Annotated in this window: 14 protein-coding genes; 6 read left to right on the top strand and 8 right to left on the bottom strand. The window is 69.2% G+C overall.

The features are described from left to right. The first annotated feature begins 135 nt into the window (after positions 1-135). Both D7Y13_RS25415 and D7Y13_RS25410 read left to right on the top strand, forming a co-directional pair. On the top strand, positions 136-951 hold the full coding sequence (locus D7Y13_RS25415) for a tetratricopeptide repeat protein (RefSeq protein WP_120531330.1): 816 nt from the start codon (positions 136-138) through the stop codon (positions 949-951). A 12-nt stretch (positions 952-963) separates the two neighbouring features. After that, positions 964-2,319 (top strand): hemolysin family protein, encoded by a 1,356-nt coding sequence (locus D7Y13_RS25410; protein WP_120531329.1) that lies wholly within the window; start codon positions 964-966, stop codon positions 2,317-2,319. A 20-nt stretch (positions 2,320-2,339) separates the two neighbouring features. Here D7Y13_RS25410 and D7Y13_RS25405 read toward each other — a convergent pair whose 3' ends face one another. Further along, positions 2,340-3,038 (bottom strand): DUF3108 domain-containing protein, encoded by a 699-nt coding sequence (locus tag D7Y13_RS25405; RefSeq protein WP_120585195.1) that lies wholly within the window; start codon positions 3,036-3,038, stop codon positions 2,340-2,342. Positions 3,039-3,349: 311 nt separating this feature from the next. Here D7Y13_RS25405 and smc point away from each other — a divergent pair, with 311 nt between their 5' ends. After that, positions 3,350-6,958, top strand: coding sequence for a chromosome segregation protein SMC (smc, locus tag D7Y13_RS25400; RefSeq protein ID WP_120531327.1), 3,609 nt, complete (start codon positions 3,350-3,352; stop codon positions 6,956-6,958). Between the two features lie 111 nt (positions 6,959-7,069). Here smc and D7Y13_RS25395 read toward each other — a convergent pair whose 3' ends face one another. The 6 genes from D7Y13_RS25395 to groES all read right to left on the bottom strand — a co-directional run bounded on the left by D7Y13_RS25395 (position 7,070) and on the right by groES (position 12,909). Continuing rightward, entirely contained in the window at positions 7,070-8,287 is a 1,218-nt protein-coding gene (locus D7Y13_RS25395) for a hypothetical protein (RefSeq protein ID WP_120531326.1), read from the bottom strand. Between the two features lie 55 nt (positions 8,288-8,342). Next, complete coding sequence (locus D7Y13_RS25390) at positions 8,343-9,725, bottom strand: FHA and sigma-54 interaction domain-containing protein (RefSeq protein WP_120531325.1); 1,383 nt, start codon at positions 9,723-9,725, stop codon at positions 8,343-8,345. A 212-nt stretch (positions 9,726-9,937) separates the two neighbouring features. Continuing rightward, positions 9,938-10,363: a hypothetical protein gene (locus D7Y13_RS25385; protein ID WP_120531324.1), complete on the bottom strand. Its 426-nt coding sequence runs from the start codon at positions 10,361-10,363 to the stop codon at positions 9,938-9,940. Between the two features lie 100 nt (positions 10,364-10,463). Beyond that, the gene (grxC, locus tag D7Y13_RS25380; RefSeq protein WP_120531338.1) at positions 10,464-10,721 is read right to left on the bottom strand and encodes a glutaredoxin 3; all 258 of its coding nucleotides are present in this window, start codon (positions 10,719-10,721) and stop codon (positions 10,464-10,466) included. 194 nt (positions 10,722-10,915) lie between these two features. Continuing rightward, on the bottom strand, positions 10,916-12,571 hold the full coding sequence (groL, locus tag D7Y13_RS25375) for a chaperonin GroEL (protein WP_120585194.1): 1,656 nt from the start codon (positions 12,569-12,571) through the stop codon (positions 10,916-10,918). A gap of 47 nt (positions 12,572-12,618) precedes the next feature. Next, complete coding sequence (groES, locus tag D7Y13_RS25370; RefSeq protein ID WP_120531322.1) at positions 12,619-12,909, bottom strand: co-chaperone GroES; 291 nt, start codon at positions 12,907-12,909, stop codon at positions 12,619-12,621. Between the two features lie 425 nt (positions 12,910-13,334). Between groES and D7Y13_RS25365 the strand changes: the two genes are divergently transcribed. Genes D7Y13_RS25365 through D7Y13_RS25355 form a run of 3 tightly spaced genes read left to right on the top strand, consistent with a single transcriptional unit; the run spans position 13,335 to position 15,139 of the window. Further along, positions 13,335-13,934, top strand: coding sequence for a hypothetical protein (locus D7Y13_RS25365; protein ID WP_120531321.1), 600 nt, complete (start codon positions 13,335-13,337; stop codon positions 13,932-13,934). A 19-nt stretch (positions 13,935-13,953) separates the two neighbouring features. Then, the gene (locus tag D7Y13_RS25360; RefSeq protein ID WP_120531337.1) at positions 13,954-14,595 is read left to right on the top strand and encodes a hypothetical protein; all 642 of its coding nucleotides are present in this window, start codon (positions 13,954-13,956) and stop codon (positions 14,593-14,595) included. A 37-nt stretch (positions 14,596-14,632) separates the two neighbouring features. Next, entirely contained in the window at positions 14,633-15,139 is a 507-nt protein-coding gene (locus tag D7Y13_RS25355) for an NUDIX hydrolase (RefSeq protein ID WP_120531320.1), read from the top strand. Between the two features lie 3 nt (positions 15,140-15,142). On the opposite strand, the gene rpoZ is transcribed toward D7Y13_RS25355, so the two are convergent. Continuing rightward, complete coding sequence (rpoZ, locus tag D7Y13_RS25350) at positions 15,143-15,382, bottom strand: DNA-directed RNA polymerase subunit omega (RefSeq protein WP_120531319.1); 240 nt, start codon at positions 15,380-15,382, stop codon at positions 15,143-15,145. Between the last annotated feature and the right edge of the window lie 362 nt (positions 15,383-15,744).

The raw sequence follows: 15,744 nt of genomic DNA, 5'->3' as shown, positions 1-15,744 counted from the left end.
GGGCGGTGGGGGTGACCGGGCGCGGATGGCAGGCGGCGAGCGTCAGGAGGAGCAGCAGGGCGGCGTGGCGCATGGGCAAGGGGAAACTCTACCTTGCACGGGTGATTGAGCGACGCGTAGATTGCCGCGCGCTCCATGGCCCGGGAAAAGGACAACATTGCTCTGTCCGATGAGCACAACACCCGCGGCATCGAGCTGGCGGACCGGGGCTGGCTGGACGAGGCCATCAAGGAGTTCCGGAAGGCCATCGACCTGGACCCCACGTCGGCGCACGCGCACGACAACCTGGCCACGGTCTACGCGGAGAAGAAGCAGTTCCGCGAGGCGCTGGGCGAGTACCTCACCGCGCTGAAGCTGGAGCCGGAGAGCGCCACCGCGCACTACAACCTGGCCTGCTTCCTCTCCACCCACGCCAGCGAGATGGCCGTGGAGGAGTACAAGGAGGCCATCGAGCTGGATCCGGAGTACCCGGACGCCCACCTCAACCTGGGCCTCACGTACGCGGATCAGGGCCGGGTGGAGGAGGCGATGCGAGAGCTCCAGTCCGCCATCGAACTGGATCCGCAGGATGCCTTCCCCCGGCATGAGCTGGCGGCGCTGATGATGGACGAGGGCGACTACCGCTCCTCCATCACGCAGCTGAAGGAAGTGGTGCGGCTGGAGCCGGACAACTTCGAGGCGCAGCTGGACCTGGGCATCTGCTACGCCCAGAAGGGCTTCTACGCCGAAGCGGAGCGCGCCTACGAGCGCGCCCGGGCGTTGAATGCGGAAGACCTGTTGCTCAACTACAACCTGGCGGCGCTGTACGCGCTGTGGGGCCGTCCGAAGGACTCCGTCCAGTACCTGCAGAAGGCGCTGGCGGCGGACCGTCAGAAGGTCCTGGGGTGGCTGTCCGCCGACCCCATGTTCGACGTGCTCAAGGGCGATCCGGACTTCGAAGCCCTCTTCTGAGGGAAACACAACATGGAATGGGTTTTCCTGGGGCTGGCGCTGCTGCTGGTCGTCGCGAACGGTTTCTTCGTCGCGACGGAGTTCGCCATCGTGAAGATACGCGCCACGCGCCTGCAGTCCCTGGTGGACGAGGGCACGCCCGGCGCCAGCCAGGCCCTGAAGATGGTCAGCGAGCTGGACGCGTACCTGTCCGCCACGCAGTTCGGCATCACGCTCGCGTCGCTGGGCCTGGGCTGGCTGGGTGAGCCCGCGTTCGCGCACCTGCTGGAGCCGGTGCTGACGCGCATCGTGCCGGAGGGCTCCGCGTCCACGCTCGCGCACAGCGCCGCGGTCGTCATCGCCTTCAGCATCATCACGTTCCTGCACATCGTGCTGGGGGAGCTGGCGCCCAAGAGCCTCGCCATCCAGCGCGCCGAGCAGACGACGCTCGCGGTCGCGCTGCCCATGCGCGCGTTCTACTTCCTGTTCTACCCGGCCATCCGGCTGCTCAACTGGCTGGCGTCGCTGGTGCTCAAGGCCTTCGGCCTGCACTCGGCCGGTGAAGCCCACGAGGCCACGAGCGAGGAGGAGCTGCGCGTCATCCTGCACTCCTCCGCGCAGGCGGGCGCCATCACCACGGCGCGCGCGGAGCTCCTGGAGCGCGCGCTGGAGATGGCGCAGAAGACGGCGCGGCAGGTGATGGTCCCCCGCAACCAGGTGCGCTACCTGGACGTGGAGGAGCCGCTGGACAAGAACGTGGTGGACGCGCGCGCGTCCGGCCACACGTGGCTGCCGGTGTGCCGGGGCAACCTCGACGCGGTCGAGGGCGTGGTCAACGTGAAGGACCTGTTCTTCCTCCTGTCGCGCGGGGAGCTGAGAAGCCTGTCCCAGGTGCAGCGGCCGGTGCTCTTCATCCCGGAGAACGCGACGCTGGAGCAGCTGCTGGCGGAGTTCCGGCGTCGGCGCCGGCAGATCGCCATGGTGGTGGACGAGCACGGCGGTACGTCCGGCCTCGTCACCATCGCGGACGTGGTGTCGGAGGTGGTGGGCGACGTGGCGGAGCTGGGGCGGCGCGTGGAGGAGGTCCGGGCGCTGCCGGGCGGCCGCTTCGAGCTGCCGGGCACCGCGCAGCTGGACGACCTGGAAGCGCAGCTGGACGTGGACTTCGACCTGAGCGACGAGGAGAAGGGCGAGGTCACCACCATCGCCGGCTACCTGATGACGAAGCTGGGCCGGGTGCCGGAGAAGGGCGACAGCCTCAAGCTCGACATGTGGCGCATCCTCGTGGAGGAGGTGGACGGGCCGCGCGTCGTGCGCGTGACGGTGGAGCCGCAGTCGCGCCCCGCCGCCACCGCGCCCGCGGGCAGCCGTCCGTCGGAGACCGCCTAGCGAGGCGGCTTTGGGGCCTCTCAGCCCTTGGTGGCCCGGGCCTTCTTCTTCGCGCCCTTCAGCGCGGCCGGCTGCACCTTGGCGTTGGGCCGGTCCACCTTGAGCAGCTCCAGGTTGGTTTCGCCGTCGGTCGTCAGCTTGATGATGCCGACGTCCGGCGCGAACCACATCAGGCTCTCCATGGAGCGCCCCTCCGAACCGGGGCGGCTGGCGCGGGCCGTGGTGATGTTCTTGATCTTCAGCGCCTTGAAGGTGCCGCCCTGGACGGTGATCTCCTCCTCGCCCAGCACCGTGGCCTCCTTGTCGAAGGTGGTGGCGATGGTGGGGCGCAGGCCGCCCTTCTTCGCCGGCGGCTGGAGCTTCACCGACAGGCTGTTCTTCCACGTCCCACCCGGCACCATCACCGAGGGAGCAGGCACGGCGGCCCCCTCCGCGCTCACCACCTGCACGTCCATGCCGGACGCGGACAGGAGCGTGCCCTCCAGGCCGCCCAGGCCGGTGCGCACGCCCGCGGCGTCACAGGTGAGGTCCGTCTGCCCGCTGCGGCCCTTGAGGCTCACCGCGAGCGTGGCCTTCACCGTCCCGTCCGGGGCCGGCGCGACGTCCTTCGTCGTCAGGACGAGCTCCGAGGACCGGCCGGCGCGGTAGGTCAGCGCCAGCCCCTCCTCCATGGGAAACCAGGGGTTCGGACAGGGGGCCGGCGTGGCCGCCACCACCATGTCAGACCGGGGTGCTACCTGGGACGTCGGGGACGCGCCCACGAGGAGCGACAGGGCTAGCAAGGGCTGAAACGTAGGACGCCTCCAGAAAGATGGAATGAAAGGTAGGGTGGGTTGGCTGCTTTGCAAGGGTGGTGCGAGGCTGCTCGCCCGCCAACCTGTAGCACTGGACGTAGGGTCACGCGGTGCAGTGTCACCCTTGATCACCGGTGGGGTGGCTGGTACTCCTGCCGATCGCTGCGGAGCCGATTTTCCGGCCCCGCGCGTGTTTTCACTCCGCCTCACCGTCGCCTCGTAGGGAGCTCGCTGGCATGCGAATCAAGCGCCTGGACATCACCGGCTTCAAGTCGTTCATGGAGCGGAGCGTCTTCTCGTTCGACGAAGGCGTCACCGGCGTCGTCGGCCCCAACGGGTGTGGCAAATCCAACGTCGTGGACGCCATCCGCTGGGTGATGGGCGAGCAGAGCGCGAAGAACCTGCGCGGCCGGGGCATGGAAGACGTCATCTTCAACGGCTCGGAGAACAAGCCGCCCCTGTCCATGGCGGAGGTGTCGCTCACCTTCCTGGTGGATGACACGGACACGCTGTCGCCGCAGTACCAGGGCTACTCCGAAATCACCGTCACGCGGCGCCTGTTCCGCAACGGCGACTCCGAGTACCTCATCAACAAGACCGTCTGCCGCCTGCTGGACATCACGGAGCTGTTCCTGGGCACGGGCGTGGGCACCAAGGCCTACTCCATCATCGAGCAGGGCCGCGTGGGCCTCATCGTCTCCAGCAAGCCGGAGGACCGCCGGCACCTGTTGGAGGAGGCCGCGGGCGTCACCAAGTACAAGGCCCGCCGCAAGGCCGCCGAACGCAAGATGGAGGCCACCGAGGCCAACCTCCTGCGCGTCAACGACATCACGGGCGAGCTGGAGAAGCGGCTCGACACGCTGTCGAAGCAGGCGAAGAAGGCGGAGAAGTACCGCAAGCTCAAGGCGCGCATGCGGGAGATTGATCTGCACTCGGCCAGCCACCGCTCGCTGGAGCTGATGGCGGAGAAGCGCGTGCTCCAGTCGCGGCTGGAGAACCTGGGCGGCGAGGAGCGCGAGGGCCTGGACCGGGTCAAGGAGCTGGAGGAGGTCATCACCCGGCGCCGCGCGGAGCTGGACGCGGAAGGGGCGGCGCTCCAGCAGTTCGCGGGCGAGGTGCACGCGCTGGAGAGCGCCGCGCAGCGCGACGCGCAGGAACTGGCGTACGGCCGGCGCGACTTCGAGGAGACCAGCACCCGCGTGGCGCAGGCGCAGGCGGAGCTGGACGGACTGCTCGCGCGGCAGGCGGAGATGGTGGCGACCATGACGGCCCGCGAGGCGGAGCTGTCGGGCATCGCCGGGTCGTACAAGGAAGACGAAGTGGCCATGGCGGTGGCCCTGGAGGAGCAGCGCCGCGTCTCCGTGCTCCAGACGGAAATCTCGCTGCGCCTGGAGCAGGAGCGGGCGGGGCTGGTCGCCGTGGCCACGCGGCTGGCGAACCACGAGAGCAACCTGACCAACCTGGCGCGCCAGCGCACCGACCTGGAGGCCCGCCGCGCCAAGCTGTCCGGCGAGGTGGAGGCCCTGCGCGCCCAGGAGCAGGAACTGGACAGTGTGCGCACGCAGGCGGCCCGCCACGTGGAGGACACCCGCCACCTGGCGTCCGAACTGGCCGAGCGCCGGGGCCAGGAGGAGGAGGCCCTCACCCGCACGCGCGAGGCCTTCACGGAGAACGAGGTCCAGGTCATCGCGCTGCGCGAGGAGCTGAGCGACAAGAGAAGCCGCCTGTCCTCCCTGGAGGACATCCAGAAGAACTACGACGGCTTCGACCGGGGCGTGCGCGCCGTCATGGTGCGCGCGGCGGAAGCGGCCCGGGACCAGGGCATCTTCGGTCTGGTGGCCGACGTGCTCACGGTGACGTCGCCGCGCTACGAGCGCGCGGTGGAGGCCGCCCTGGGTGAGCGGCTCCAGCACGTCATCGTCGACAGCCGCGACAAGGGCCTGGAGCTGGTGGAGTACCTGAAGGGCCACGCGGAAGGGCGGGGCACCTTCCTGCCCGTGCCCACCGGCGACGCGCTGCGCGCCGTGGTGGAGCCGGACCTGTCGCGCCCGGGCGTCCTCGCGCACGCGCTGCGTGAGGTCTCCTGCGAGCCCGCGCTGGAGCCGGTGATGCGGCTGCTCCTGGGGGACGTGGTCATCGTCCAGGACCTGCTGGCCGCCCGCGAGTACGCGGAGGCCACCCCCGTGCCCTGCACGCTGGTGACGCTGGAGGGCGAAGTCTTCCGCGCCGACGGCACCATCACCGGCGGTGAGCGCGAGGGCGCTGCGGTGGGCGCGCTCCAGAAGAAGCGTGAGATCGCGGAGCTGGCGTCCGAAGTGGCCCGGGTGGAGGAGCGCTACAACGAGATTTTGACCCGCCACTACACGCTCCAGAAGCAGATGGGGCAGGCGGAGGCCGTCCTCAAGGGCCTGGGCAAGGAGCAGCACGCGGAGGAGGTCAACCTGGCCAGCCAGGAGAAGGACCTCCACAAGGCGAGCGAGGACCTGTCCAAGGTGCGCGAGCGGCTGCGCTCGCTGGAGGGCGAGGAGGGGCAGCTGGCCCAGAGCCACACCGCGCTCACCAACGAGGAGGAGTCCAGCCGGGGCGAGGTGGCCCACGGCCAGGCGGACCGCGAGGCGCGCGAGGAGCGCGTGCGCCAGTACGCCGGGGAGCTGGAGGGCCTGCGCCAGCGCGCGGACACGGCGTCCTCGGACCTGATGGGCCTGCGCGTGAAGGTGGCTGCCGGCAGCGAGCGCGGTGAGTCCGCGCGCAAGGAGCTGGAGAGCCTGGTCGCGCAGCGCCGGGACATGGAGGCGCGCACCAGCCGCCTCCAGGGCTCTTCCACGGAAGGCCGCGCCAAGGTGGAGGCCCTGGAGCGCCGGCTCGCGGAGCTGGAGTCCACCCGGGAGCAGCGGGCGGAGGAGCACCGCGTGGCCGCGGAGGCCCTGGAGACGCGCCGCACCGCGCACGCCAGCGCCACCACCGAGGTGCGCGAGCAGGACACCGCCTTCCGCGAGCTGCGCGGCCGGCTGGATGAGCTGATGCAGGGCCTGTCCCAGATTTCGCTGCGCGAGAAGGAGATCGCCCTGGAGCTGGAGCACCTGGCCGCCGGCATCCGCGAGCGCTACCAGCTGGAGCTGGCGACGGAGCTGCACCAGTACCACCTGCTGCCCACGCTCTCCGCGGAGGTGGAAGGGGAGCTCAAGGACCTGCGCGCCCAGGTGGAGAAGATGGGGGAGATCAACCTCACCGCCATCGACGAGCACGCGGAGCTGTCCAAGCGCTTCGACTTCCTGTCCGCGCAGCGCCAGGACCTCCAGGCGTCCATCAGCCAGCTGCGCGAGGCCATCGTCCGCATCGACGCGACGAGCCGCGAGCGCTTCAAGCAGACCTTCGACGTGGTGAACGAGAAGTTCCAGGCCATCTTCCCGCGCCTGTTCGGCGGCGGCCGGGCCAGCCTCATCCTCACCCAGGAAGGCCCCAACGGCGAGCCGGGCGTGGAGATCGTCGCCCAGCCCCCGGGCAAGAAGCTTCAGAGCGTCAACCTGCTGTCCGGCGGCGAGAAGGCGCTCACCGCCGTGGCGCTCATCTTCGGCATCTTCCTCATCAAGCCGACGCCCTTCTGCCTCCTGGACGAGGTCGACGCCCCGTTGGATGAAGGCAACGTGGGCCGCTACAACGACATGGTGAAGGAGATGAGCAGCCAGTCGCAGTTCATCCTCATCACCCACAACAAGCGCACCATGGAGATCGCCGACACGCTGTACGGCGTCACCATGGAGGAGCCCGGCATCTCCAAGCTCGTCAGCGTGAAGATGCGCGAGGCCTCCGCGCACAACGACGACAAGGTCCCCGCCGCCTCTTAAGCACCGGGCCGGCGAAGGCGGAAAGAAGACGGGCGCCCCGGGAAGTTCCCCGGAGCGCCCGTTTCATTTCCAGCCGCCCGCCTTCACGCGGGCGGCTGTCGCCTTGCGCGCCTACTTCTTCTTGGCGGGGGCGTTGTAGCTCTTCTTCGGGCACGCGCCCTGGTCCGCGGCCAGACGCTGCTGGGCGGCCGACAGGTCCTTCTGGGTGTTGGTGAGGGCCTCCTGGCTGGCCGTCTCCACCGGGGCCCAGCTCTCCTCCTTGGCCTTCAGCTCCTGCACCAGCGCGAGCGTCGTCTGGTCCACCGTCTCCTGCGCCTTGAGCGCCGTCACCCACGCGGTGGCGGACTCCACCAGCGCGGTGCACTTGGAGGACAGCTCGTCGAAGAGCCGGTAGTCCTTCGTCTTGGAATACTTCTGCACGACGGCGTCATACGTCTCCGCCGCGTTGGTGCGCGCGCCGAAGGTGATGGCGGACGCCGCGGCGGACTGGGTGCGCGCCAGCTCCAACTGGAAGAAGCGCAGCTCCGGCGGCAGGCTGGCGGCGGTCTCCACCGGGGCCTGCGAGTTGAAGAAGACGAAGCGGAAGGGGAACTTCAGCTCGCTGGAGGACTTCGCGGGCATCGCCGCGACCTTCGCCTGCAGACAGGAGGCGAGCTGGTCGCCCTCGGTGCTGCCGGAGGGCTTGAACTTCACCTCGGTGGGGTTCGGCTGGCCCTGCATGATGTGGATGTCGGCGGCCAGCACCGGCGGCGTGGTGGCCTTGAAGTTGTTGAAGCACTCGCACCAGCTCTTCTCCGCCAGACGCACCGTGCCGGAGAAGTCCGAGCCCTCGTTGATGCCCATGGTGACGGAGGGGTTGTTGGCGGTGGTGTGGTCGTAGGCGTACGTGGCCTCCACCGGCTTGGCGTCCGCCGCCAGCGGCGCGGGCTTCACGTGCGTGTCCAGCACCTGCTGGACGCACTGCGTGCCGGCCGGCGTGAGGTTCTCACCGGTGATGGCGTGCGTGCCGCCCTGGGCGTTGACGGTCGTCTTCACCGTCACCTTGGTGGCGGCCGCGGGGCCGCGGTGGGCCGGGTCCACCAGACATTCCAGCACGTCCGGGCGGACGCTCAGGAGCGCGCCCACGAGGACGCCCTCGTTGGCGGGCGCCGGCAGGGTCTGCTCGCGCGGGAAGCAGGACGCCAGGTCGAAGGGAGGCTGGTTGGTGATGCGCAGCCGCTCTTCCTTCGTCAGCTGCTTCTGACCTTCGGCGGGGGCGTCACCGGTCTTCTGCTGACCGGCACAGGCGGCGGTGAGGACGACGGAGGCAACGGCGAGATGTCTCAGCATGGTGAGGGGTTCTCCCGGTTGGAGTTTGAGGGGACTGGGGACTGCGGCGGGGCTCTTACTTCTCCAGGCCCTCGGCGTTCTTGAGGTCCTTGAGACGAAGCCCGTTCTTCTTCAACAGACGATAGAGGCTCTGCATGGAGAGGCCCGTGCGCTGCTCCGCGGCCTTCATGTCGAAGGCCACCTCGCGCATGATCTCCGCGAAGTACAGGCGCTCGAAGTCCGCGAGCACCCGGTCCTTCGCCTCGTGGTACGGCATGCCGCTGACGATGGCGGCCACGTTGGTGGCGGGCTCGGCCCCTTCCGTGCGCTTGGGCGTGTGCGCCAGGAAGTCCAGCCAGCTGGTGTTGCCCGTCTCCTGCATCAGGGCGCCGCGCTCCAGCACGTTGCGCAGCTCGCGCACGTTGCCCGGCCAGTCGTAGCCCTCGAAGAGCGCCAGCGTCTGGGGCGTCAACTCCAGCGACGCCTTCATGCCGCGCGACAGCGCCTGCGACAGGGTGGGGATGTCGTCGCGCCGGGTGCGCAGGGGCGGCAGCCGCACGCGCGCCACCGCGAGCCGGAAGTAGAGGTCCGCGCGGAAGCGGCCCTGGCGCACGTCCTCCTCCAGGTTGCGGTGCGTGGAGGCGATGACGCGCACGTCCACCGCCACCGGCTGGCCGTCCAGCGAGGGCACCTCGCGCGTCTCCAGCACGCGCAACAGCTTGCCCTGCACGGACAGGGGCAGCTCGCCCACTTCATCCAGGAAGAGGGTGCCGCCCCGCGCCGCCTCGAAGATGCCGCGCGCGCCCTTGTCCTCGTGCTCCCCGGCGCGCAGGCCGCCGAACAGCTCGCGCTCCGCCTTCTCCTCGGAGATGAGGTTGCAGTCGACGACCTTGAAGGCGCCGTGGCGGCGCAGCGAGTGCTGGTGCACCGCGCGGGCGGCCAGCTCCTTGCCGGTGCCTGTTTCGCCCTCGACGAGCAGGTTCATGTCCTCGCGCGCGATGCGGCGCAATTCCGTGAAGACCCAGCGCATCTTCTCCGAGCTGCCGACGAGCTGCCCGAAGGACTCCGTGCCGGTGACCTCCACCTCCGTCGCGCGGGCGGCCAGCTTCACCGCGAGCTTCGTCTTGCCCAGCTCCATCTTGTCGCCGCTGGTGACGAAGGCCTGGAGCACCCGGCGCCCGTCGAGGAACGTGCCGTTGCGGCTGCCCAGGTCGCGCAGCAGCAGGCCCTGCGGCAGCCGCTCCACTTCCAGGTGGCGGCGGCTCACCGTCGGATCGCTCAGGACCAGGTCGCCCGCGGCGTCGGAACCGACGCGCACCAGCGAGTCCCGGGTGGTCACCTTCTTGCCCTTGTCCGGACCCCCCACGACCTCCACCGTCCACTCGTGGAGGGGGACGCGCGTGGCCTGGCCTTCGCGCTCCGCCTGCACGGTTTCGGTGACATCCGGTCTGTCAATCATGGTCCTTCACCCCTCATCGCACGGGTCGCGGGGGGCAAAAGCACCCCTCCCCGCCCTCGTTCCGCCTGTTTAGGGGCGACTGGACACAGGGGGCAAGAGGAAGAAGTGGACTCGGAATCGTCCGTTGAAGGTGAAGACAGGACGAGGACAGAAGGAGGCACGCCCACCCCAACCAGGGACGTCGTGCCCCTCTGCCTTCCTGGCCGTGCGCGTCAGTACTTCGAGGGTGCGTCGCTCGCGGGGAAGGACTCCATGGACTCCTCATCCCCCGGGTCGTCGCCCGGGCCGCCGCCGGACTTCACGCTGGCGTTCGTCGGGCCCTTCACCTCGCGCGTGGGCACCTGTTGATCCGCGGTGGTGCCCTTCGCCTTGCCCTTGCCCTTCGCGGGCGCCGCGCGGCCGGTGCCGGCCTGCGCGTTCATCATGCGCGCGCCCAGCAGGTTCTTCGCGCGCTCGGCCAGGTTGCGCTGCTCGTCCTGCCAGTCGCGGAACAACTGCGCCAGCTCCTGGTCGCCCGCGGTCTCCGCGTCACGCAGGTACTGCTCGCTCACCGACGCGCCCTTGAGCAGGTGGTAGAGCGTGCTGATGAGGTCGTGATGCTCGTCCCGGGTTCCCGTTACCGCCTGTCCGCCCGCCATGTGTTCCTCCCGTCAAAGGGGTGGATTCCAATGGGGAGAAAGTAGGCACGGCGGCAGGCGCGGGCGGGCCCGAACCCGGGGCCCGCTCGCCCGGCTGCCCTCAGGCGCTGAGCATCGGGTCCAGCTTCTTCTGCCGGTCCAGCTCCGCCAGGTCGGAATAGCCGCCCACGTGCGTGTCCCCGATGAAGATCTGCGGCACGGTGCGCTGGCCGTTGCTCATCTCCACCAGCTTCGCGCGCTCCTCGTCATTCCCGGTGACGTCCACTTCGGTGTAGTCCACGCCCTTGCGCTTGAGCAGGTCCTTCGCGCGCACGCAAAAGCCACAATAGGTCGTCGTGTAGATCTTCACGGGCTTCACGGAATCCTCCTTCAAGGGCTGTGAGTCCTACGTCGGTCCAGATGCCAAGAGTAAGGGCCGGTTGCGCGGCCTGCCACGGCGGCGTGCGCCTGGCCCCTTGAAACACGACGGCCCCCGGAACCCGAAAAGGGTGCCGGAGGCCACCGGGTTCAACCGATTCCCATCCCCGTGGAACGAAGGGGAGGGGAGGGCGACTACATGCCCATGCCGCCCATACCGCCCATGCCACCCATGCCGCCCATGCCACCACCGCCGCCGCCGCCCTTGTCGTCGTCCGCCTTCGGACGCTCGGCGACCATGGCCTCCGTGGTCAGCATCAGCGAGGCGACCGACGCGGCGTTCTGCAGCGCGGTGCGGCTCACCTTGGCCGGGTCGATGACGCCCGCGGCCAGCAGGTCCTCGTAGGTCCCGGTCGCGGCGTTGAAGCCGTAGGCGCCCGTGCCCTCCTTGACCTTGTTCACCACCACGCTGCCCTCCAGGCCGCCGTTGCCGACGATCTGACGCAGGGGCTCCTCGACGGAGCGGCGGATGATGTCCACGCCGGACTTCTCACCCTCCAGCAGCTTCAGGCCGTCCAGCGCCTTGAGGCAGCGGATGTAGGCGACGCCGCCGCCGGGCACCACGCCCTCCTCGACGGCCGCGCGGGTCGCGTTGAGCGCGTCCTCCACGCGGGCCTTCTTCTCCTTCATCTCCGTCTCGGTCGCGGCGCCCACGTTGATGACGGCCACGCCGCCCACGAGCTTCGCCAGACGCTCCTGGAGCTTCTCGCGGTCGTAGTCGCTGGACGTGTCCTCCACCTGCGTGCGGATCTGCTTCACGCGCGCTTCGATGGTCTCCTGCTTGCCCGCGCCGTCGACAATGGTCGTGTTGTCCTTGTCGATGGTGATGCGCTTGGCGCGGCCCAGCTGGTTGATGGTCAGCGTGTCCAGCTTGATGCCCAGGTCCTCGGCGATCATCTCACCGCCGGTGAGCGTCGCGATGTCCTCGAGCATGGCCTTGCGGCGGTCGCCGAAGCCGGGCGCCTTCACGGCGGCCACGTTCAGCACGCCACGGATCTTGTTCACCACCAGGGTGGCCAGGGCCTCGCCCTCCACTTCCTCGGCGATGATCAGCAGGGGCTTACCGGCGCGCGCCACCTGCTCCAGGATGGGGAGCAGGTCCTTCATCGACGAGATCTTCTTCTCGTGGATGAGGATGAGCGGGTCCTGCAGGACGACTTCCATGCGCTCCGGATCCGTCACGAAGTACGGGGACAGGTAGCCACGGTCGAACTGCATGCCCTCGACGACGTCCAGGGTCGTCTCAAGGCCCTTGGCCTCCTCGACCGTGATGACGCCCTCCTTGCCGACCTTCTCCATCGCGTCCGCGATGATCTGGCCGATGGTGGTGTCACCGTTCGCGGAGATGGTGCCAACCTGGGCGATCTCCTTGTTGCCCTTGGTCGGCTTCGCCAGCACCTTCAGCTCGGCGGTGATGGCGGCGACGGCCTTGTCGATGCCGCGCTTGATGTCCATCGGGTTGTGGCCCGCGGCGACCAGCTTCGCGCCCTCGCGGAAGATGGCCTGCGCCAGCACGGTGGCCGTCGTGGTGCCGTCACCGGCCACGTCGGAGGTCTTGGACGCGACCTCCTTGACCATCTGGGCGCCCATGTTCTCGAACTTGTTCTCCAGTTCGATTTCCTTCGCCACCGTCACGCCGTCCTTCGTGATGGTGGGAGAGCCGAAGCTCTTCTCGATGACGACGTTGCGGCCCTTGGGCCCCAGGGTCACCTTGACCGCGTCGGCCAGGATGTTCACGCCGCGCAGGATGGCGTCGCGCGCGCGCACTTCGAAAATGATGTCTTTGGCCATGGTCTGAATCCTCTAGAAGTTGGGAGTGGAAAAGGGTGCGGCGGGCTTCACTTCTCGATGACGCCCAGCACGTCCTCTTCGCGCAGGATCAGGTGATCCTCGCCGTCCAGCTTGATCTCCGTGCCCGCGTACTTGCTGAAGAGGATGGTGTCGCCGGCCTTGATGTCCATGGCGCGCACCTTGCCGTCCTCCAGCACCTTGCCGTTACCGACGGCGACGACCTTGCCCTCGAGGGGCTTCTCCTTGGCCGTGTCGGGGATGAAGAGACCGCCCTTGGTCTTGGTCTCCTCGGCGACGCGCTTGATGATGAGCCGATCCTGCAGGGGACGAATCTTCATGGCTTGCTCCTGTGAACCACGGCCTGGCGGCCCGGATTGCGGTCCGGACCGGGATGCCGTTGGGGTTGAGAAAAGGGCCTGTTGGCCGGTGGCGTTGGCACTCGCACCTCGTGAGTGCTAACGCCAGGTCGCGGCGGATAATAACCAGGGACTTCACCTCGTCAAGCGACGTTGGTCCTTGGGTCGGTGTGCGGCTAAACACCCGTCCTGCCTGCGCTTTTCCCGGAAGATTCTTCGTTCGCCACGCCTGCCCGGCAGGCCGGTGTGAGTGTCGCCGCGTTGGCACTCCCCGGGCCCGAGTGCCAGCGTAAGTACTTGATAAGACTTGGGGGCGTTTTGCCGACGCCCTGCGACATGGCTACGCTTGTTCGTGGAGCCCCTGGAAGCGATGGGCGACTTCCAGGAACCCTCGGGAGGTGTGGTCGATGAGCGGACTTCTGACGTCCTCTTCCTCGCTGAAGGAGTTCTTCCGGGAGCTGCTGCTGGAAGTGACGACGCGGCAGCGGGTGGCGCTGAACGAGTCCACCGAGTTCTACCTGGTGAACCTGCTGGCGGAGTTCGCCGCGTCCGACAAGCTGTTCAGCCGGGATGCCGAAGGCCGGCGCGAGCATGAGCCCTTGGCGGAGCTGTACCACCGCGCGCTGCAGCAGGAGCGCGACGAGCGCATCCGCACGCTGCGGCGGCTGGGCGACGTGTCACTCTACAAGGTCGGCTTCTTCTCCGGCGCGTTGCAGCAGGGGATGGTCGGCCCGGACTACTACATCCAGATGGGCGGCGCGGCGTACGGCCAGGTCGCGGAGCTGGTGCCCGCGGGTGGCTTCACCGGCGTGTACCGGGAGCTGTGCGACAAGTTCCGGTCGCTGGTGGAGGTGCTGGAGGAGATCAGCGCCCGGGGGCTGGTGAGCGCGGGGCCCGCCGGGGCGCTGCGCGTCTACGAGTCCTGGGTGCGCACCGGCAGCGACAGGCTGGAGCGCGTGCTGGTGGACGCCGGATGGGTGCCGCGCAAGGGGCCGCTTGCGAACTGACCCCGCGCAGTCCCCGCTGCTGGTGGGACGGCTCCAGGCCCACCTGGAAGCCATCTACGGCTTCCGGTGCGAGGCGCGCGCGGAGGCCTTCGTGGTGGACGCGGAGGCGGCCGCGCTGCTGGGCGGCACCGGCCGCGCGCCGGAGGAATTGCTGGTGCTGGAGGCCCGGGGCGGCCTGGAGCTGGCGCTCTACCTGTCCCCGGCGCTGCTGGCCCGCCTGGAGCGCTACGACGCAAGCCCCCTGGGCTCCGTCCTGGATGGCGACCTGGACGGCTACTGCCAGGTGACGGAGGGCGTCAGCCACTTCCTCTATGTCGCGCACACGGCGCACTACGAGCGCACGGTGTCGCTCCTGGAGCTGGAGGCCCAGGCGGAGGTGGACAAGTTCGTGGTGTGCCTGCTGCACCGCTGGGGCGAGGGCGTCGTCGGGTGGGCCCGGGAGCTCCTCCAGCGCCTCTTCGACCGCGTGGCGTACCAGCCCCGGCTGTCGTTGGAGGAGCGCTGGCGCTACGAGGAGGCGAACCGGGTGTCGCGCCGCTTCTGCGCGCGGCTGATGGGGCACGTCGTGGCCCGGCGGTTGGACCGGCTCCTCGGCGACCTGCGTTATGCGTACCGGCTGGGAGCGGAGGCCAAGCTGCGCCACTTCGCGCACGGCGGTTGATGGCCCGGCCTGCCTCCGCTTCGGGTAGGGTGGGGGCATGCCGCGCGAGGCATCCTCAGGAGGCATCGTCATCCGGGCCAGCAGCGCCGGCACCTGGGAGGTGGCGGTCATCCGTCCGCACGGTCGCCACCTGTGGGCGCTGCCCAAGGGGCACGTGGACCCGGGCGAGACGCCGGAGCAGACCGCGCACCGCGAGGTGCGGGAGGAGACGGGCCTCTCCGTGGCGCTGCTCGCGCCCCTGGGGGAGATCCGCTACGTCTACCAGTTCCGGGGGCAGCGCATCTTCAAGCGCGTCCACTTCTTCCTCTTCCGCTACGAGGCGGGGGAATTGGGGCCGCTGCCGGGGCCGCGCGTGGAGGTGGACGAGGTGCGCTGGTTGCCCCTGGAAGGGCTGATTCCGGCGCTGGGCTACAAGGGGGAGAAGGCCGTCGCCGGCCGGGCGCTGCGGTGGATGCGCGCCCAGGGCCTTGCGTCCGCGCCTTCCGCCTCGCCCGGGGCCCCTCCCATCACGGGGGAGGGCGCCGGGCTGAAGAAGGAAGGCTAGCGCCTACTTCTTGGCTTCCTCGGCGGTGTACTTGCCGGAGAGCGCCTCGCGCACGTCGCGGTCGAACTTCACGCGCTGGGTGGCGACCTCGCGCAGCGCGAGCACCGGCGGCTTGTTCTTGGAGGTCTCCAGGATGGGCCGGGCGCCGGCCATCAGCTGGCGCGCGCGCTTGGCGCCCAGCAGCACCAGCGCGAACCGGTTGTCCACGTAGGGGAGGCAGTCTTCAACGGTAACGCGGGCCATGGAACATCCTTCTTGGCTTGGGAGCCGGTGGAAGCCTCTGAACCTAAAGAGCACCCCCGGGCGAGTCAAGGAAGGATGGTGGGCCCGCCCGCTGAGCTCCGGCCGACGCTCCAGGGCCTTCCCTGTTCGCTGCCTTACGTCTGATTCTCAGCCTCCGGAATTTGAGACGCAATCGCACAACGGATTCCCGGAGGTGCGTTTTCCGAAGGAGAAATGGGACGCCAGGGTGGGTCCCCGTCACCCCGCATCCCGGGATTCCCGGGGCGCGGTTCGCGAGAGGAGGTCCCGCATGAGCGCGGTGGAATCCTGCGGCGCCGGCCATCCCCGGTGCGTGTCGGGTGGGAGGGGGGCGTCATGGGAGG

Source organism: Corallococcus praedator, assembly GCF_003612125.1.
In the GTDB taxonomy this organism is placed as follows: Bacteria; Myxococcota; Myxococcia; order Myxococcales; family Myxococcaceae; genus Corallococcus; species Corallococcus praedator.
The sequence above is the reverse complement of the archived record's forward strand: the minus strand, read 5'-3'. Positions and strand labels throughout refer to the sequence as shown.